This is a genomic window from Rhodococcus sp. A14, from assembly GCF_011603105.1.
GTDB lineage: Bacteria > Actinomycetota > Actinomycetes > Mycobacteriales > Mycobacteriaceae > Rhodococcus_F > Rhodococcus_F opacus.
Genome location: NZ_JAAOQS010000074.1, coordinates 1 through 17726, shown reverse-complemented (window position 1 = coordinate 17726; position 17726 = coordinate 1). Strand labels below are relative to the sequence as shown.

Below are 17726 nucleotides of genomic sequence, written 5' to 3'. Positions count from 1 at the left end.
TCGGCTCAACGCTGGTCCGCGCGCAGCGCGGTTCGGAGTCCCGCGCGCCGTCCGGTGCCTCCGTCCGCGGGCGTGGTGGATGCTGTGCGGAATTTCAGTTCGGACGCGGTCTCGGGAGCATCATCGGCGGTCGCGGACAGAAACCGGTCCGGGAGCGCCAGCTTGTGGATGGTGCGCAGGGTCAAAAGGTATTGCTTGGCAAGCGAACCGGTGGTGTAGGGCAGATCGTACTTCTCACACAGTGCGCGGACCCGCGTCGCGATTTCCGGGTAGCGGTTGCTGGGGAGGTCGGGGAACAGGTGGTGCTCGATCTGGTAGCAGAGGTTGCCGCTGAGGAATGCCAGCACGGCGCCGGCTCGGAAGTTTGCGGTGCCGAGCATCTGGCGTAGATACCATTCCGCCCGGGTCTCGTTCTCCAGTTCGGCGGGTGTGAACTTCTCGGCGCCGTCCGGGAAGTGACCGCAGAAGATCACGACGTAGGCCCACAGGTTTCGCAGCAGGTTGGCGGCGAGGTTCGCCTTCAGCGTCCGCCGCCACCGCCGCCCGCTGAGGGCGGGAAAGAGCACGTAGTCCTTGCCCGTCTGCCGCACGATTTTGCCGAGCAGGGCTCGTGTGTGGGCAGATTTCTCGGTGCCTGTGCCGGCGCGCGCCTGCTCGGAATACAGACCGTGCAGGGCTATTCCCCATTCGAACGTGGCCGCCAGCAACAGGTTCCGCAGCGGTTGCAGCAGATTGTCCGGCTTCCACGGCTGGTCGCGGGTGATGCGGATGACGCCGAATCCGAGGTCGTCGTCCATCCCGACCACGTTGCTGAACACGTGGTGGCGATAGTTGTGGGAGTACTGCCACTGGGACGACAGACCCGCCATGTCCCATTCCCAGGTGCTGGAGTGGATTTCCGGGTCGTTCATCCAGTCCCACTGGCCGTGGGACACGTTGTGCCCGATCTCCATGTTCTCCACGCTCTTGGCCACAGCGAGAGCCGTGGTCCCGAGAACCCACCCGGCTCGCGCCCGGCTTGCGTGGATCACCAGCCGCGCAGCGGCATCCAGCCCGCGCTGGAAGGCGATCGTTCGGTGGATGTAGGTGGCGTCTCGCTCGCCGAGTGAATCGGTGACGTCCCGCCTGATGGCGTCGAGTTCGGCACTGAGCGCCTCGACGTCCGCGTCGGTGAGGTGTGCGTATTCCTTGATGTCGGATATCGCCATGATCGACTCCAGTTTCCGGTACCACCCCGGATCGGCTGTGCGTCAGTAGTAGTGGCTTCCGGGAATGATCATGATGACGGCCTGATACCGGGACGGGGCTGAGTGTCGGGCAGTGTGCAGTGCGGGTCAGTGTTTGAAAATGTTCTTGATCTTCTGCCCTGCCTGCTTGATCTGGTCGCCGGATTGCTTGAGCTTGCCTTTGGTTTCCTGTGCGCGTCCTTCGGCCTCCATGCGCTCGTTTCCGAGTGCCTTCCCGACGGTCTTCTTGGCGACGCCTTCAGTGGTTTCAGCCTTGTGTCGAAGCTTCTTTCCGATGCTCATAACCAAGTCAACGCCGGACGCGACCCTCATGTCAACACTGTATATCTACGGTTTAGGCCTACAGTTGGAAATGAGGGAAGGTGTCGTGATGGCGAAGGTGCCCGAGCGTCGTTCGATCCACTCCGACGGTGGCCCGATCACCCGTGAGCGGATTCTCGAGTGCGCGCTCGAGATCATCGACCGTGACGGAATCGACGGGCTGTCCATGCGCCGCCTCGGTAAGGCACTCGGCCGCGACCCGATGACCCTGTACCGCCACGCCCCGAACAAGGCCGCACTTCTCGACGGGGTCGCCGAGCTCGTCTTCGAAGAACTCGAGGTCGACACCGACGACGGCGACTGGGCCACCCAGCTACGGGAGGTCGCGCGGGGGTTCCGCCGGTTGGCCCTCGCCCATCCTCAGGTGGTGCCGCTTCTGGTGACCCGGCCGCTGTCGACGCCGCTCGGGCTCAGGCCGCTCGGCACCCTGCGTCCCCTCGAGAACATCCTGGCCCTGCTCACCAAGGCGGGTTTCACCGACGCCGATGCCTTGCACGTCTATCGGGCGTTGTTCGGCTTCCTCTACGGCCACGTCCTCAACGAGCTGCAGGAAGTCGTCGAGCGTCCCGACGAGTCCGACGACCTTCTGCGCCTCGGCCTTCACCGCCTGCCGATCGGCGAGTTCCCTCTACTCCGGGGTCTGGCGCCGGTCCTGGCGTCCTACGACGGCGCCGCCGAACTCGAACGCGGAGTCGACATCCTCCTCGCGGGCTTGACCGCGACGCTGACGCACCCCGGCCCTCCTCCCGGCCGGTGATATAGAGCGCTGGAACATCGACTTGGGCGGGCCGACGGTGCTGATATCGAAACCGATCGGGCCGAAGAGTCGAGATAGGGTTGGCTCGTTCGTCATTCTCTACAGCCGACTTGTTGCGGGTGAGAGGAGCGACCTGTGCAGTACATGCTGTTGATCTACAACTGTGAACCGCCCGAACCGGGCGATCCGGGTTTCGCCGAGGCGTTGGCCCGGGTGAACGCCTTCGCCGACGAGTGCCGCCGCCGCGGCGTCTTCGTCTCCGGGCACCCGCTGCAGCCGGAACACACCGCCACCACCGTCAGTGTTCGGGACGGTCGGACGCTGACCACCGACGGCCCCTTCGCCGAGACGCACGAACACCTCGGCGGCGCCTATGTCCTCGACTGCCGCAATCTGGACGAAGCCCTGGAGCTCGCGGCCCTGTGCCCGTTGGCCGAGCTGGGGTCGATCGAGGTGCGGCCCATCGTCGATGTGCCGGGCCTGGACCACCGTCCGGCGAATGTGACGGCCGGCGGCGAATGAATGTCGAACCGGGGCTGCAGCAGGTGTACCGGGAGCACCGGGCCCGGATGCTCGCAGCCCTGATCCACGTGCTCGGCGACTTCGAACTCGCCGAGGATGCGCTGCAGGATGCGTGTGCTCTCGCGTTGCGCAAGTGGGGCGACACCGTTCCGAGCGACCCCGTGGTGTGGCTGCTCACTGCGGCCCGCAACAACGCGATCGACCGGCTGCGGCGGGCCCGGCTCGGCCGGGAGAAGCTCGCCCAGGTCGGTGAACAGTCCAGGGTGGTGACGGGCTGCGGTGTTGCAGGCTTTACCGTGTCCCACACCGACGCTTGTGGCGCAGGAACAATCCTGGTCTGGTTCACCCCACCGGGGGTGTCGCGGCGGGAGCACTGCGACGGACACGGCGATGCCGCGGCCTGCTCGGAGTGGGACTCTTCTTGTCGAGGCATCGGTTCACCGGCGCATGCTCGATCACCCGGATCTGCGGACTGTCCCCGCGCTTGCGAACGGCTTGTCCGCGTCCCAGCAATGCCCGCTTGGCCAGGTTCACGCCCGCGACATGGTCACGATGTCCGCCGACTTTGCACCGCGCACACCAGGCCCGATGGTAACCACCCGGCCGGGTGAGAGGTTCGTTGCAGCCCGGACACAACGCCGAGGATCCGCGTGCCGGTACGGACACCACCGTCACACCGACGCCGGCGGCGATGTGGGTGAGAGCGTCGACGGCTTTGCGGCGGGCTGATTGCGCGGCCCGATTGTTGTTCACGCGCCCGTGCCCGCGGGTTTCAAGGGTGGTGAGGTCTTCCACCGCGATCACCGTCGCGCCCGCCGCGGCAGCGAAGTCGGTAACCTGACGGCCGAAGTGAAACGCCATTTCCCGGTTGATCTTTCCCCGTTTGACGCCGACAGCGGTGCGGTGCCCGTCGAGGACGGCGATCTTCGCCTCCAGCTGGGCGCGGACCTCGGGGGGTGCGGTCGCGGCGAGCCGGCGCAGGCGAGCCGCTTTGCGGTGCAGCAGCTGCCCTTCGGTTTGCAGGCGGGCCAGCTTGATCCCGAGGCCTCGGTCGTCGTACGTGAAACCCCGATAGTCCGAGACCAACCCGCCCGGGCGTACGGACCGATCAGTCTGTCGAGTTCGATGCCACAGTCGAAAGTGACAACGTCCAGTGCAGTGTCGGGGTCTACCTCGGCAACGGGCCACAACCGGCAACCCGAAGATCCGACGAAGCCGTCACCGTCCACCAGCACGGACACGCGTCAGTTTCTCAGGTCGAGGTAGTTGGTCGTCGGCGATCCCGGGAGCGCTGAGCGCCGCTATGGTGTCTTCGCGATGAAGCAAGGATTGTGCGGCCACCTCGAATTGACTGAGTTTGTCGATGACGGTCTGTCCCTCCTGGGTGTGACCCCAGATGCTGATCCCTTGGTGGGTGGTGGGTTTCCAGGTGGCTTCGTCGACGATGATCGGGTTCCATCCGACCTCCCATTCGAACCCCGATGGCGTTCGCGCGTAGTAGGACAGCTCCTTGTCGTTGGTGTGCTGACCGACCGTCAGCGCCATCTCGAAGCCGAGTTCGTTGACCCGTTGATACGAGGCCACCATGTCGTCCAGGGTGGCCGCCTGGACGTTGATGTGCTGAATGCGGGTGCGAATCGGGTTGATCGGCAAGATGTTCACCGACGCGATCGCCACCGAGTGGTGACGTTCGTTGACCCGCAGGAAGCGGATCTTGAGCTTCATACCGTTGATCGTCTCGTCGATGTAGTCCGACAGTCGCGCATCGAAGACGTGGTTGTAGTACCCGCGCACCAGTTGCGGCTTCTTCGTGGTGAGCGCCACGTGACCGAGTCCGCCTGCGCCGGTGACGAATCCGCTGCCGGGGATGTCCAGTGGCAGAGGTGAGGTGCGGGCGGTGGTGTAGGTCTCCTGGGTCAAGCCGTTGGGTCCGGGGAATCTCAGGAACCGTTCGACGCCGCGTAGCTCGGCTTCCTCGTCCGTGCCCTCGACGGCAGGCACCCCGTGGTCGACGACGCGCCGCGAGATCTCGTCGAAGGTGGCATCGTCGTCGAGGTGCCAACCCACTGTGACGACGTCTTCGGCCGGCCCGCGCCGCAGCAGCACGCGGCATTCGTTGGCGTCCAGGCGGAATCGCACCATGTCGGGTGTCATGTCGTCGAGGTGCATCCCGATTGCCTCGCGACCGAAGCGTTTCCAGTCGCCGAACTTGTCGGTTTCGACGACGACATAACCCAGGTGGACGTTGCCGAACACCGAGGGGGTGATGGTGGTGGACATTCGATATCAGCCTTTCAGGAATGCGGTGGTGACGGCGTTGAAGAAGTCCGCCCGTTCCCACTGGACCCAGTGGCCGGTATTGGCGGTCAGCAGGACGTCGGCGTTGGGCATCCGTCGCCCCAGCATCGCTGCGCCGCGTGGCTTGTTGACCTTGTCATCTCGCCCCCACATCACCAGCGTCGGCGTCGCCAGCCTGGCTAGCCGTGGGTCCCGGGTGAAGTCCATCCGCCACAGCGTGCGCGGACTCGACGGGCGTTGCAGGGGCGGGTTGGCGACGACCTCGGGGTCGATCGAGGACTCGTACCGGGTTTGGATGAGCGAGTCCGGCACGGCATCGCCGTCGTAGACGAGATACGTGTGAATGAACGTGCGCAGCTTGTCCAGGCTCGGCCCGTCGCCGCCGTAATAGCCGAGCAGGCTTTTGAGGCCGGCCGTGGGGAGTCCGCGGGTTGTTCCGACGCCGCCGGGGCCCATCAGCACGAGCTTGTCGACCCGATGCGGGGTATCCAGGGCCAGGCGCAGCGCGCATGCTCCGCCGTAGGAGTTGCCCACCAGGTGCGCCCGGTCGATGCCGAGGACGTCGAGCATTCCCCGGATGTGATCGGCGAGGTATCCGAACGGATCGCTGCCGTCGACGCCCTTGGCCGAGCGGCCGTAACCGGGCATATCGGGCACGAGGACCCGGAAGTGCTGGGCCAAGGGTTCGATGTTGCGCGAGTAATTCGATACGCCCGATGCGCCGGGCCCGCCGCCGTGCAGCAGCACCACGGGCGGACCAGTGCCGGTGTCGGCGACGAAGATGTCTTTTCCGTTGACGCGTAGGACGCGTTCGTTCAGGGTGTCGGTGGTCATTGCTTCTCCTTTACGCCGCGAATCCGGCCGGGGGTGGCGGCAGCGGCTGATCCTGTTCTGCGCCGGCGTAGACGAACCCGTCGGGCCGCACGACCACCACGGAGGCGCCCTTCCTCTTCAGCCAACGAGTCAGCGATCCGTCGCGGTCGACGATGCAGTCGGCGCTCGGAACACTGTGCGATGGAGTGACTTGCAGGGTGGGGACGCCAGCGGTTCGCCAGGCCCGGAAGTCCGTTGCCGGGCCGGTGTGCAGCACCGTCCAGCGGCCGCCGACGACGTCATCGAGGCGCACCGGGTCGCCCTTCTCGTCGATCACCCGGGGCTGAGGAATCAGCCAACCGGCGGCGCCGTTGCCGTTGTCGGCGACGAGACCGTCGCGGTAGCGGGCATCGGGGATCCATCGATGGTCGCGCAGCCAGGTGAGGAAGAAGGGTGCTTTGCTCGCGGTGCGGAAGATGTGGTTGCGTGCCGCCGCGCGCCAAGGGTTGTGCTGAATGATCAGCTTGCCGGTCTTGACCGCGCGGTTGGTCACCTCTTGTACGTGCGGTAGCCGCTCGGCCTGGTAGGTGTCGAGCACGGATTCGGGCAGCGATCCGGACAGCACCGCGCCGAGCTTCCAGCACAGGTTCGCCACGTCGCGCACGCCGGCGCACATGCCCTGGCCGATCCACGGCGGCATCGCATGGGCGGCGTCGCCGGCCAGGAAGACCCGGCCCACCCGCCACCGGTCGGCGAACCGGACGTGGTGGCTGTAGCAGGCGAAGCCGAGGATCTTGACGTTCTCCTCGGTTATTCCTTGCCCGCGCAGCACCTTCCAGATCGCGCCCTCGTTGAGCAGGTCGCGCTCGTCCTCGTCGTCGCGCACCGGGAATTCCCAACGGTGGTGACCCAGCGGAGTGGGGCAGTCGACGGTGGGCCGTTCGGGGTTGCAGCGGAACCGGAGCCGGTCATGGCCCGGCCATTCCTCGAGGACTTTGGTGTCGATGACGATCCAGCGCTCGGCGTAGGTCCGCCCACCGAATCCGATGCCCAGCTGACCGCGGATCGAGCTCGAGCCGCCGTCGGCGGCGATTACATAGGAGGCCCGGATTCTCCGGAATTCGTCGACGGTGAGATCCGCGAGCATCAACTCGACGGAGTCGGCGCGCTGGATGACTCGCAGGCACTCGTGTTCGAGCAGGACCGACACGTTGGGGAACCGGTCCACCCCGGCGCGCAGCACCTGCTCCAGCGCGGGCTGGTAGAGGAACTGCTGCGGCGGGTGCCCGTTACCCCGGGATACCGGCAGCAGCTGCACGAACGGCACACCCTTGGAGTCGACGAAGTTCGCACCACAGCCGGGCTGCATATCGGCGTTGAGGCGGTCGGCCAGCCCGATCTGCTGCCAGATACGCATCACTTCCTCGTCGGTGGAGATTGCCCTGGCGCGCGCATAGATGTCGGGATCGCGTTCGACCACGAGGACCTTCAGGCCCATTTGGCCCAGCAGGTTCGCGGCGGTGACGCCGACCGGGCCGTAGCCGACGATCGCCACGTCGTAAGTCATCTGATCGGTCACGATCGACTCCTTCGTCCTGATTTGTTAATGTAGCGCTCCATACAGTAAGCTTGGTTTGTGTGATCGTCAACACCCGACAAGGAGGCAGCGTGACAACGCCCACCCCCGCTGGGGATTCGAAGCCCACGGCCCGTGCGCCGCGGCGCACCCGCACCAACGGCGAGCAGTCGCGCGAGCGAATCCTCGAGGTGGCCACCGAGGTGGCCACCGAGCGCGGCTACGACGGCACCACCATCTCACTGGTCAGCAAGAAGAGCGGCCTGCCGCCGACGTCGGTCTACTGGCACTTCACCGACAAGGACGACCTGATCGCCGCGGTGATCGAGCGCAGCTACCAGCGGTGGCTCGCCGCACTCGAGCTGCCCGGCGGGGAGGCCGCCCGGACGCTGGCGTTCGAGCTGGGGACGCAGGTGGCCAAGGCGCTGCTGGATGCGCCTGATTTCCTGCGCCTGGGGCTGATGCTGGCCCTCGAGCACCGTCCGGTCGAACCGCGGGCACGCGAGATGTTTCTTCAGGTCCGCGACAACGCGTTCCACCATTTCGCGCAGATTGTGCGCGACGTCGCTCCTGGACTCGATGAGGAGAACGTGCGTCTGCTCACCACCTATGCCATCGCCGGCGCCGATGGCTTGTTCATCGCCAAGGAAGTCGGAGGGGATTCAGTGGACTTGATCAAGCTGTTCGATTTGCACACTCGGTTGATCTTCGAATCGGCCGTAAGACTGCTGCAGTCGGGACAAGAGGAGTGAGCCTGGCCAAACTTCGAAGCGGGAGATGACCGCGGGATCGCCGAGTCGGGACCCGTCACAGGCGTGGATTCTGAAATGCCTTTCTGGCAGCGTATTTGGCGCTTGAATTGTGCGGCCGGGTACTGCTGCGTCTCAAGTGCGTGGTGACGCGGCCTGACGGTGCCATGCCAGTTCGCGGAGCCGGACCCAGTCGACGGTGGGTGCGGCGGGACGGACCCCGGGGCGGTCGCGGGGTACCCGGACGCGGAGGGCGCCGGGCTCGATCGTGCACCGCACCGGGGTGGTCAGCAGCAGCGATTCGCCGTCGACGCCGACCGGGGTCTGACGTGTGTCGGCGTCGACGATCACCTCGGTGGTCGTGTGCTGGGTCAGGCCCCGGACGTTCGCGCGGCGCAGCAGCCCGACCGCCTGGTGGGCGCTCGCGACCGAGACGGTCACGACGCCGAGGACGCCGCGGTCGAGTCGATCTCGACGGTTCAGGCCGGCGAGATCGCTGGTGCCGTAGGGGTTGTTGCTCACCAGCACCGCTTGCGGGTTCCTTACGGTGACGTTCCCGATTTCGGCGATGAGTGGGGCACCGGATTGTCCGGCGAGCAGGTCCGGGAGCATCTGGAGCACGGTTCCGGTCTTGTCGTCGCGGTAGGCGGGGCTGCGGACCACCTCGGCGTAGACCCCGAAGGAGGCGTTGTTGACGAACGGGCGGCCGTTGATCCGGCCGAGGTCGACGGCGAGCTCGACGCCGTCGCGCAGGGCGTCGAGACACCGGCTGGGATCGGCGCGGTCGAGGCCGAGGTCCATCGCGAAGTGGTTGCGGGTGCCGGCGCTGATCACCAGGAACGGCAGGTCGTTTTCTGCTGCGACCCCCGCGACGAGGGCTTGGGTCCCGTCGCCGCCGGCCACGCCGAGCAGGTCGGCGCCGCGGACGACCGCCTGCCGGGCCAGGTCGGTGACGTCGACGGTGCCGGGTCCTTCGAGCAGGACCACCTCGGCGCCGAGTTCCTCGGCCTTGCGTTGCAGGTCGAATTTTGCGACCTTGCCGCCGCCGGAGTGTGGGTTCATGATCAGCACCGGATGCCGTACCGGTGGGGCGGGCGCCTCGCGGACGGCGGTGTCCGAGGTTCGTCCGCGCAGGGCGGCGCGGGCGCAGGGCACCGTGAGGAGCGCGAGGACAACGGAGGCGACGACCTCGGCGAGCAGGTGGGCGCGGATGAAGAGGACGAGGACGACGATCGGTGACAGTATCGCGATCGTCAGCGAGATCCAGCGCAGGACACCGCGACTGGCGAGGAACCAGTACAGGGCGGCGACCATGACGGCGACGCCGCCGACTCCGACGAGGAGGCTCCCGATGGTGCTGAGCAGGCCGGCGGACACCAGCGGCACCGCCACCGCGAGGATCGCCAGTGCGAACGCCGCCCGCGCCCACCAGCGGCGGGTTCCGGTCGTGGTGTCGGGGGCGGTGGATCGGTTGTCGCTCATCGTCATGTTCCCGGGTGTGCGGTGATCCAGCCGTCGTCGATCTCCTTCCGCAACGCGGCGTGGTCGCGTTCGTTCTGGTCGGCGTAGGTCTCGGCGAATCCGGTCAGTGCCTTGTCGAAGTCGTCGTCCGAACCGAGGTACCCGGCGATGGCGAACCGGTCACCGGCGCGGGCATGCGCATACGCGAGCACCCGGGCACACAACCGCCCGTACATCGCCATGGCGTCGGCATTCATGGTCTCGATGACGGCCGAGCCCTTGCCGTCGCGCAGCTGGCGGATGTAGTAGTCCCGTACCGCGCCGTCGGCGTCGGGTCCCTGCTGCCAGCCGAGAAGGATGTCGCTGGCGGCCTGCATCAGGCGTTGCCCGGACACGACGCGTTCGCCGTGATTCGTGAATGCCGGGCCGTCGACGTACTTTTCGAGGACCGACGGCCCTGCCTCCTTGGCCTGCAGGAACAGGGGGTCGCCGCCGGGGCCGCGGAGCAGGACGATCCAGGCCCGGGTGCCGACGCTGCCCACCCCGACGACTTTCCGTGCCGTTTGGACGTACTCGAATCGATCGAACAGGAGACGGCGGGCGGGTTGCAGGGTGTCGCGGTAGTCGCGCATTCGCCGGATCAGCTCCCGGTCGAGTTGTTCGGCTTCGGTGCCGGTGAAGACCTCCTCGATCGGCACGATCAGCGGGGGCGTGCTCACGATCCGCGGCTGCCCGTCCACCAGGGTGGTCAGCTTGGACAGTGCTTGCAGGCTGTCGCGGCCGCGGGATTTGTCGATCGTCTTGCGGACGCGTTTGCGGGTCGAGGAGTCCAGGACGTCGCGGAGCTGATCCAGCTCGGTGGCGGCGTCGATGTGGGAGTACCAGGCCGCGAGCTCGCCGCGGTCGGCCTGGTAGGTCATGGTCTCGCGGTATTCGGCCGCGCAGGCGCGGGTGATCCGTTTGCGCTGTTTCCGGCTGAACCCGTTGGCGCGGCCGGCGACGGCGAGGCTCGCGACGAGTCGTTTGACGTCCCATTCGAACGGGCCGGGATAGGTTTCGTCGAAGTCGTTGACATCGAAGGCGAGTTTGCGCTCGGGTGTGGCGAACAGTCCGAAGTTGCTCAGGTGGGCGTCCCCGCACAGTTGGGTGTGCAGGCCGGTTTCCGGGGCGTGGGAGAGGTCGTCGGCCATCACCAGGGCGGAGCCGCGGTAGAACGCGAACGGTGACTGCACCATCCGCCCGTACCGGATGGGGACCAGGTCGGGGACCCGGGTGGCCGCCTGAGACTCGAGCAGGCCGACCGGGTCCCGGTCGCGGGCCGGTGCGTGTTCGGCCATGGCGTCGAATGGGATTCGGCGCCGTACCGTGTCGCCGTATTCGATCCGTGCCGCCCGGGTCGGACGGTTGGGCGCACCGGCGGGTGCTGGATCGGGGAAGGGGTCTCGTTCTGTCATGGTGTGGTCCCTCGGGTGGCCTTCGTCCGCGGATCAGGGGTGGTCGGGATGACCACGGCCCACATCGGACCGGCCCCACCATCTTGCGCGACCGGCGCGCCCGGTGCTGGAAATCGGTGGTCTCGGACCCTTCGGTTACGCCATTGTCCAGCCTGGTCCTCGGATCTTCACCCGTGGAGCCACTACCGCGACCCGGATCAGAAGCAGCCGGTCAGGCCGTGCACCCGCGCGGGTTGATATCGATCTACGGGTTGCTCAACGACCTCGGTCCCGGGGAGAGGGTTCCGCGCTCGCACCCGACGAGCGGAGACCGCGATCCTCGCAGAGTTGCTCGCTTGTGATCGAGGTTGCGCTATTTGGCTCGTCGGGCGCGGTGGCGACCAGATGGTCGGTGTCGGCCGCGGATGCCGCGACCTCGTGCAGCCCGATGAGAAGCCCAAGTGTGCTCACTACGCCGAGCAGCAGGTAGACACCACTCCGAAGAGAGATCCTTCTGTCACGCAGGCGAGAACCCCCAGCGCGGAGACGGTGAGTGGTGCCCACCGGACCACTGACCGCTGCCACCGGTATCCGAAAGCGGGACGCGCCCGATGCCCGCCGCGGCCACATGAGGCGGCACACGCGCGGTTTCGATCCTTAGTTCTGTGAGGTGTCGCCCGCATGGAGGAAGGAATACCGTCCTAGCTAACTCACATCTCATCTGCGCGTAACCTACGGTTGCGTAACCTGCACTAGCGTCGCCTCATGGCGATTTCGGATGTCAAGATGTACGCCCACCTGACCGAGGCCGATGTCGAGGCTCTCGGGATCGACTTCGACACGATCCGACGAGACATCGAAGCCTCGCGCGGGGAGAGTGATGCCCGGTACATCAGAAACGCCATCCGGCTGCAGCGGTCACTCGAAATCGGCGGGCGTGCACTGTTGTTCGCGAGCCTGTTTCCGCCGGCCTGGGTTGCTGGCGCGGCGATGCTCGGCACCGCCAAGATCATCGAGAACATGGAACTCGGTCACAACGTGTTGCACGGTCAGTGGGATTGGATGAACGATCCGGAGATCCACTCGTCGTTCTGGGAATGGGACATCGCCGGGCTGTCGGAGCATTGGAAGCAGACCCACAACTACGTTCACCACAAGTACACGAATGTGCTGGGCATGGATGACGACGTGGGCTACGGCATGCTGCGGGTCACTCGCGATCAGCAGTGGACGCCGCTGAGCGTCGGCAACCCGGTCTACAACCTGTTGCTGCAGTTGTTCTTCGAATACGGCGTTGCCCTCCAGCACCTCGAGCTCGGCAAGGTGGTTACGGGCGGTGTCGCTCGTGAGGAGTTCGAGCGCAGGTGCCGCGAGGTGCTCGAGAAGGTCGGCCGCCAGGTGCGCAAGGACTACGTCGTCTACCCGGCGCTCACCGGTCCGGCGTTCCTGACGACCTTCACCGCGAACCTGACGGCGAACATGATCCGCAACGTGTGGACGAACGCCGTGATCTTCTGCGGTCATTTTCCTGACGGCGCCGAGAAGTTCACAACGAAGGACCTCGAAAACGAGACGCGGGGTCAGTGGTACTTGCGGCAGATGCTCGGTAGCGCGAACTTCGAGGCCGGCCCGGTCATGGAGTTCATGAGTGGCAACCTCTGCTACCAGATCGAACATCATCTGTTCCCGGACCTGCCGAGCAACCGCCTGCGTGAGATCTCCGTGCGGGTGCAGGCGCTGGCCCAGAAGTACGACCTGCCCTACACGACGGGTTCGCTGCCGGTGCAGTACTTCAAGTCGTGGCGGACCATCGCCAAGCTGGCGCTGCCGAACAAGTTCCTCAGGGCAACCGCCGACGACGCACCCGAGACTGCATCGGAACGCAAGTTCACCGATTCGCCCCCGCAGATCGATCCGCTCACGGGTAATCGCCGTGGGCTGTTGACCGCGCTTCACGCTCGGTCGGGAGTCTGACATCCGTGCCCCGAAGGAATCCGCGGACACACCCGTGCGCCGAAGAAATCCGCGGTCGCGGGGAGGGGCGCGGAATGATCAGTGCGGTCCGCGTCGTAGTGACTGCCGACGGGATCAACCCTGGCTGACCGATGGCGCGGAGATCGGTTGCGGCATGCGGTACTCGGAGTCTTACCTCGACCTGGTGTCCCAACCGTCACACCCTGGGTCCGGAACAGTGCTTGGTGGGGTGGGAGGTCTGCGGGTGCCCGGCCGCGGCGGCCGTGAACAGGGGTTCCTCGCACTTTTTCGGCCGCCGGTGCGAGGCCGCGGTCCGGATTCCGCCGTGCCGGGGCGCGTAACCCCAGGCGGGGCGGGTTGTGAACCCCGCCCAAGTCGCCCAGACCGCGGGACGGTAGCCGCACGATCTCATGTCGGTGTCGCTGTGTATTCTTTGCGGTATTCTTTGCGGTATTCTTTGCGCAGTTCCGGGATTCCTCCCCCCATTAGATTCTCGGAACCCTCCGCCCCGACGTCACCCCCCCGACGTCGGGGCACATTACTGCCCGGTCTCGGTCTGAGTGCCCAACTTCGGCCATCTGCGGTGTCCCCTGAATCGATGTGGGTCTCACTGCCGATGACATTGTCAGACGCTGCGACCTGCGGGTTCATCTTGTGTCTCACGGTATGGCCACCGCGATCTGTCTCAATTCCCTGGCGTTTCCTTCAGTCGACATCGCGATGCGGGGGCGGGCCGACGCAGTGCTGAGACGGGATGCCCGTGATTCCAAGACGTCAGGAGTGATTGGGGCACAGAAGATCCGGCTCCGCTGTCCATCCTTGCCGTTCGAGCCACGCCAGGACCGAAGCCGGAGGATCGTCAGTGCCGGGCTGCGTGCCGGTGACCAGCGGGCCGTCGCCGCAGCGGTGGCAGCAGAGGGAAAGCACGTGCTCGTGCGGCTGGCAGCGAGCGCAGTGGTGCGCCTGGCGTGGGTTGCCGCGGTCGTCGAGATGCAGCCAGACGGTGGCCAGGTCGGCGCGGTGCGGGACGAGGTCCCGACGAGTGGTGGGTTCGTGACCGCAGCTCGGGCAAACCAGCGGTCCGGCAGCCGGTGGCACCGCCACCGAAATCGTTGATGGCGGTGGCTTTCCCTCTGTCGGCGTGGGTTCGGCGGTGACCTTCTCCGCCGGCCGTGTCGGGAGATGCCGGTACAGGGTCGAGGGGTCAGCCCGGTCTTGTCGGTGATCTCGGCGATGGTGGCACCGTCATTCCGTAGCTGAGTGGCGTAGGCGAGTTGGGCGTCGGTGAGGCCCGCTCGACCGCATAGGTGCGTTCCATCTGCCCGAACAGCGCCAATAGGACCACGGTCCCATCGGATCGTCCGGGTTCGTCGAGTCGATCCGGATCGGGTCGGCCAGGTTTCGGAAGCCGATGCCCCGCTGGTGCAGGTCGTGGATCAGGTTCAGGGTGTCGCATACGGTGCGGCCGAGCCGGTCGAGGGTGTGGACCACGATGACATCGCCCGTGCGGGCGTAGGCCAACAGCCCGGGATGCTCGGTGGTGGCCCCGGACTTCTTGTCCACGTAGATATTCGCCGGATCGACCCCCGCCTTGGTGAGCGCGTCGATCTGCCGGGCGAGGTCCTGCGTGCTCGTCGACACCCGCGCATACCCCAATTCCATACCTGGGGCGTACCGAAAGTTATGTCCGCACAAATGTTATGACACGCAATTGTGGCACTAACTTATGAGACGCCGTGGCCTGGGCGTTTGCAGTGCTCCGGCGGTGGTTGGATCACCGTCCCATGTCCAAGGAAATGAGACGGCCGTGCGATGCATTGCTGGTCGCGGTTGCTGCCCTGTACCGGCGTTCCGGTGGATTCGCGCACGTGTGCGAGGAGGATCACGACGAGGATCGTCGAGGTCTTCGATCCACTCGTTGACCCCGCCTGTGGCTCGGCGGAGGATTTTCTCATGACGCACGATGAAGAGTTGCTGCACATAGACCAAGTCATCGACCGTCTCGGTACGCGGTTCCCGGACGTGCCCCGGGAGGGCATCGAACAGGTGGTGCGCTCGGCGCACGAGCACTTCGCGACCGGGAAGGTGCGGGACTTCGTTCCGCTTCTGGTCGAGCGGCTCGCCCGAGAGAAACTTCAGGGGCTGGTGCCCGTCGTTGCCGTCGAGCCCGAGGCGGCGCCGAAGGCCAGTTCCGAGGTGATCGGTTCCGAGGTGGCCGGTGCCGAGGTGATCGCGCGCCGCCGGTGGTGGCCAGGCTGGCTGCGGGGCTGGTACCCGGACACCCGAATGTCGATCGCCGCGGCGGCCGCGGAGTAGGCGTTCCCGGCTCGGATCGACCCTGATCGTCCGGTCCGGGTCACCGGTCCTCGAGGTCGTGACCGTCGCTGAAGACGAGCCGACCCTCGTCCAACGCGACGGCCCACCGCCGGACGGGCGCCCAGTCGCGGCCCAGGTGCGCGTTGGCGGCGACCTCGTCGCCGTAGTCCTCAACGACCGTGCCGGGTAGCCGGGCGATGTGGTCGCCGCCGGCACCGTCCCGGAACCACACCTTCGCGCCGACCGTGAATCGGCCGGGTGCGCTGCTGTTCGGCTGGTCGGGCACGGATGTCATTCTCGCATGGAAGAGGCACGGCGGCCGCCTGACTGCCACCATGTTCGCGGGGCAGCACACCCCGACTTCCCGCGCAATCCGGCTTCGGCCAAGGGGCGTGGCTCTGCCGACAGGGCAGTGCACTTCGGCTCCCCCCGGCGGATTCTCGTCCATTACGAAAGAATGGGGCGGCCGGGCTCATGGTTCGGATGCGACAACACCGAGCATCGCGACAACATGGCCGAAGAGTCTCGGGCCGGGTACGGATGGAGAGGAGACCCTGATGGGGGTTCCAGGAGTATCGCGCGGACGATCGGATTCGTACTGGGAGCACCGGGTGGCGATCGAAGCGCGCCGCGCTGAGTTCATCGTGCGTGCCGAATCGACCCCGTCCGATGAAACAGGCGTCGATCGTCGACCACTACGACCAGTCCGTTCGGGCCGGCCAAGCCGCCGACACCGTACCCGGGGAGCAACGCGACTGATCCGGGCGGTCGACCCCGCTCAGCCGCCGTGGTGATCGGCCATGCCCCCGGGGAAACGTCAGAAGCCCTGTCCCGCCCGGGCAACCAGGCCACCATCACGGCCGGGATTCCCCCGCGAGAAGGACTGTTTTCCCCGGGAGGGGGTATTCCCGGGCAGCGTGCCGCCGAGCGGTGCTCGGACAGCGGAGTTTCGATCGGAGAGGGAATCCGGGACGATGCGGGAACACTTCGACGAAGAACTCGCGGAGATCAAAGATGACCTCGTCGAGCTGTGTGCCTTGACGGAGGTTGCGATCGATCGCGCCACGCGCGCTCTGCTCGATACTGACCTCACTGCGGCGGACCGGGCCGCCGAACTGAATGCGGACATCGACACCCGGGGTCGGGAACTCGATCATCGCGCGCTCACCCTGATTGCCCGTCAGCAACCGGTGGCACTGGACCTGCGGGCCCTGATCGGCGGCATGCACAACATCGCGGACCTGCGACGGATGGGCAGCCTGGCGGCGCACATCGCCGAGGTGGCGCGGCTGCACCACCCCGAGCCGGTCGTTCCCTTCGAGCTACGAGCCATCATCTCGGACATGGGCGTCGCGGCGGCGGCGCAGGCGGCGGCGGCCCGGGAGGTCCTGCGGACCCGAGACGAGGCGGCCGCGTTGGACCTGATCTGGGCGGACGAGCGGACCGACGAGCTGCTCCGCCGGCTGTTCGCCGCCACCAAGGGCGACGACTGGCTGTACGGGGCCGCGTCCGCGGTGAACATCACGCTGCTGGGCCGGTTCTATGAACGGTTCTGTGATCACACCGTCGAGATCAGTCGCCGCGTCATCTTCGTGATCACCGGAGAATTTCCCGACGAATGACTATTCGGGCTGGTGGGTCCTCAGGTCGGGTTCGTGCCGGGTGTCGCCGGCCGGGTCGGCGTGGCCCATCCGCTCGAGGTGGGCCTTGATCCATTCGGTGGTGTTCACTCGCGCGGGGCACTCGACCGGTACGTCGGTCATGGATTGCCTTCCGTCGTTGATCGGTGTGGTCGTCGGACAGCGGCGGTGGGGACCATTCACCGGCCGCCGATCGCTCCGCTCGATGCGGGCGGGCGCGGGCGATCAATACCGCACCGGCGGCGAGGAACCCGGCGGTGGTCACCGCGATCAGGATCATCGCCGGCGCGGTCAGCACACCGATCCCGAACACCAACGCGGCGCCGGACACCGCACCCAACGCCAGGCAGACCACCCCCGCCGACACCGTCACGACCCCGGCCACGCTCACCCGCCCGATCCGGTTGCGGGCACTCACCGCGGCCGTGCGGGTCGCGGATGTGGTGGGCCGCCGGGGTGGTCGGTGCCGTGGGTGGCCCGTCACTGGACGCGGGGATCGTTCTCGGCGCCGCGGCGGGGAAGCAGCCGCCCACCGGTGAGGGCCTCGGCCACGCCGGCGATGTCGGTCGTGGACCGGCGGTTGTCCGGCCGAGGGTTCGGGATGCGCTCAGGGGGTGGG

17 protein-coding genes and 2 pseudogenes are annotated in these 17726 nt (G+C 66.6%); 8 read left to right on the top strand and 11 right to left on the bottom strand.

The genetic code is table 11. The annotated features are described in order from the left end of the window. Positions 1–5: 5 nt before the first annotated feature. Positions 6–1208 carry an acyl-CoA desaturase gene (locus G9373_RS30480; RefSeq protein WP_005568000.1) on the bottom strand — a complete coding sequence of 401 codons (1203 nt, stop codon included), beginning with the start codon at positions 1206–1208 and terminating at the stop codon, positions 6–8. 126 nt (positions 1209–1334) lie between these two features. After that, on the bottom strand, positions 1335–1529 hold the full coding sequence (locus G9373_RS30475; protein WP_005254699.1) for a CsbD family protein: 195 nt from the start codon (positions 1527–1529) through the stop codon (positions 1335–1337). A gap of 88 nt (positions 1530–1617) precedes the next feature. Between G9373_RS30475 and G9373_RS30470 the strand changes: the two genes are divergently transcribed. From G9373_RS30470 to G9373_RS47800, 3 genes and pseudogenes are all read left to right on the top strand, one after another. After that, entirely contained in the window at positions 1618–2325 is a 708-nt protein-coding gene (locus G9373_RS30470; RefSeq protein ID WP_005568002.1) for a TetR/AcrR family transcriptional regulator C-terminal domain-containing protein, read from the top strand. A 135-nt stretch (positions 2326–2460) separates the two neighbouring features. Further along, the gene (locus tag G9373_RS30465; RefSeq protein WP_167118379.1) at positions 2461–2847 is read left to right on the top strand and encodes a YciI family protein; all 387 of its coding nucleotides are present in this window, start codon (positions 2461–2463) and stop codon (positions 2845–2847) included. Continuing rightward, positions 2844–3056 (top strand): annotated as a pseudogene (locus tag G9373_RS47800) (sigma factor); the annotation flags it as partial. The gene G9373_RS30465 and the pseudogene G9373_RS47800, both read left to right, overlap by 4 nt. A 77-nt stretch (positions 3057–3133) precedes the next feature. On the opposite strand, the pseudogene G9373_RS30455 reads toward G9373_RS47800, so the two are convergent. The 4 genes and pseudogenes from G9373_RS30455 to G9373_RS30440 form a co-directional block, all read right to left on the bottom strand. Further along, positions 3134–3936, bottom strand: a pseudogene (locus G9373_RS30455) (zinc ribbon domain-containing protein); the annotation flags it as partial. A gap of 129 nt (positions 3937–4065) precedes the next feature. Beyond that, positions 4066–5127, bottom strand: coding sequence for a VOC family protein (locus G9373_RS30450; protein WP_167118376.1), 1062 nt, complete (start codon positions 5125–5127; stop codon positions 4066–4068). Positions 5128–5133: 6 nt separating this feature from the next. Beyond that, a complete protein-coding gene (locus G9373_RS30445; protein ID WP_054248499.1) occupies positions 5134–5979 on the bottom strand; it encodes an alpha/beta fold hydrolase in 846 nt (281 codons plus the stop codon). Between the two features lie 10 nt (positions 5980–5989). Next, positions 5990–7537, bottom strand: a complete 1548-nt coding sequence (locus G9373_RS30440) for a bifunctional 3-(3-hydroxy-phenyl)propionate/3-hydroxycinnamic acid hydroxylase (RefSeq protein ID WP_205627414.1) — start codon at positions 7535–7537, stop codon at positions 5990–5992. 89 nt (positions 7538–7626) lie between these two features. Between G9373_RS30440 and G9373_RS30435 the strand changes: the two genes are divergently transcribed. Next, complete coding sequence (locus G9373_RS30435; RefSeq protein ID WP_167118373.1) at positions 7627–8286, top strand: TetR/AcrR family transcriptional regulator; 660 nt, start codon at positions 7627–7629, stop codon at positions 8284–8286. A gap of 132 nt (positions 8287–8418) precedes the next feature. Here G9373_RS30435 and G9373_RS30430 read toward each other — a convergent pair whose 3' ends face one another. Both G9373_RS30430 and G9373_RS30425 read right to left on the bottom strand, forming a co-directional pair. Next, complete coding sequence (locus tag G9373_RS30430) at positions 8419–9765, bottom strand: diacylglycerol kinase family protein (protein WP_054248501.1); 1347 nt, start codon at positions 9763–9765, stop codon at positions 8419–8421. A gap of 2 nt (positions 9766–9767) precedes the next feature. Next, positions 9768–11198 (bottom strand): DUF2252 domain-containing protein, encoded by a 1431-nt coding sequence (locus tag G9373_RS30425; RefSeq protein ID WP_054248502.1) that lies wholly within the window; start codon positions 11196–11198, stop codon positions 9768–9770. Between the two features lie 744 nt (positions 11199–11942). Between G9373_RS30425 and G9373_RS30420 the strand changes: the two genes are divergently transcribed. Then, positions 11943–13151 carry a fatty acid desaturase gene (locus G9373_RS30420; RefSeq protein WP_167118370.1) on the top strand — a complete coding sequence of 403 codons (1209 nt, stop codon included), beginning with the start codon at positions 11943–11945 and terminating at the stop codon, positions 13149–13151. A gap of 819 nt (positions 13152–13970) precedes the next feature. Next, positions 13971–14267: a hypothetical protein gene (locus tag G9373_RS46850; RefSeq protein ID WP_240483105.1), complete on the top strand. Its 297-nt coding sequence runs from the start codon at positions 13971–13973 to the stop codon at positions 14265–14267. Between the two features lie 129 nt (positions 14268–14396). Here G9373_RS46850 and G9373_RS46845 read toward each other — a convergent pair whose 3' ends face one another. Further along, positions 14397–14813: a recombinase family protein gene (locus tag G9373_RS46845; protein ID WP_240483104.1), complete on the bottom strand. Its 417-nt coding sequence runs from the start codon at positions 14811–14813 to the stop codon at positions 14397–14399. A gap of 291 nt (positions 14814–15104) precedes the next feature. On the opposite strand from G9373_RS46845, the gene G9373_RS30410 reads away from it, so the two are divergent. After that, positions 15105–15467 (top strand): hypothetical protein, encoded by a 363-nt coding sequence (locus G9373_RS30410; protein ID WP_054248875.1) that lies wholly within the window; start codon positions 15105–15107, stop codon positions 15465–15467. Between the two features lie 40 nt (positions 15468–15507). Here G9373_RS30410 and G9373_RS30405 read toward each other — a convergent pair whose 3' ends face one another. Continuing rightward, complete coding sequence (locus G9373_RS30405; protein ID WP_005568008.1) at positions 15508–15762, bottom strand: hypothetical protein; 255 nt, start codon at positions 15760–15762, stop codon at positions 15508–15510. Positions 15763–16441: 679 nt separating this feature from the next. Here G9373_RS30405 and phoU point away from each other — a divergent pair. Next, the gene (gene phoU / locus G9373_RS30400) at positions 16442–17089 is read left to right on the top strand and encodes a phosphate signaling complex protein PhoU (RefSeq protein WP_005254689.1); all 648 of its coding nucleotides are present in this window, start codon (positions 16442–16444) and stop codon (positions 17087–17089) included. Here phoU and G9373_RS30395 read toward each other — a convergent pair whose 3' ends face one another. Continuing rightward, positions 17090–17230, bottom strand: a complete 141-nt coding sequence (locus G9373_RS30395) for a hypothetical protein (RefSeq protein WP_155755996.1) — start codon at positions 17228–17230, stop codon at positions 17090–17092. It lies immediately after the preceding gene. Positions 17231–17726 lie beyond the last annotated feature (496 nt).

What these genes read in the sequence shown, in the direction of transcription:
- G9373_RS30480 (WP_005568000.1), bottom strand. Translation starts at nt 1,208, where the DNA reads ATGGCGATATCCGACATCAAGGAATACGCACACCTCACCGACGCGGAC.
- G9373_RS30475 (WP_005254699.1), bottom strand. Translation starts at nt 1,529, where the DNA reads ATGAGCATCGGAAAGAAGCTTCGACACAAGGCTGAAACCACTGAAGGC.
- G9373_RS30470 (WP_005568002.1), top strand. Translation starts at nt 1,618, where the DNA reads ATGGCGAAGGTGCCCGAGCGTCGTTCGATCCACTCCGACGGTGGCCCG.
- G9373_RS30450 (WP_167118376.1), bottom strand. Translation starts at nt 5,127, where the DNA reads ATGTCCACCACCATCACCCCCTCGGTGTTCGGCAACGTCCACCTGGGT.
- G9373_RS30445 (WP_054248499.1), bottom strand. Translation starts at nt 5,979, where the DNA reads ATGACCACCGACACCCTGAACGAACGCGTCCTACGCGTCAACGGAAAA.
- G9373_RS30430 (WP_054248501.1), bottom strand. Translation starts at nt 9,765, where the DNA reads ATGAGCGACAACCGATCCACCGCCCCCGACACCACGACCGGAACCCGC.
- G9373_RS30425 (WP_054248502.1), bottom strand. Translation starts at nt 11,198, where the DNA reads ATGACAGAACGAGACCCCTTCCCCGATCCAGCACCCGCCGGTGCGCCC.
- G9373_RS30420 (WP_167118370.1), top strand. Translation starts at nt 11,943, where the DNA reads ATGGCGATTTCGGATGTCAAGATGTACGCCCACCTGACCGAGGCCGAT.
- G9373_RS46845 (WP_240483104.1), bottom strand. Translation starts at nt 14,813, where the DNA reads ATGGAATTGGGGTATGCGCGGGTGTCGACGAGCACGCAGGACCTCGCC.
- G9373_RS30410 (WP_054248875.1), top strand. Translation starts at nt 15,105, where the DNA reads ATGACGCACGATGAAGAGTTGCTGCACATAGACCAAGTCATCGACCGT.
- G9373_RS30405 (WP_005568008.1), bottom strand. Translation starts at nt 15,762, where the DNA reads ATGACATCCGTGCCCGACCAGCCGAACAGCAGCGCACCCGGCCGATTC.
- phoU (WP_005254689.1), top strand. Translation starts at nt 16,442, where the DNA reads ATGCGGGAACACTTCGACGAAGAACTCGCGGAGATCAAAGATGACCTC.
- G9373_RS30395 (WP_155755996.1), bottom strand. Translation starts at nt 17,230, where the DNA reads ATGACCGACGTACCGGTCGAGTGCCCCGCGCGAGTGAACACCACCGAA.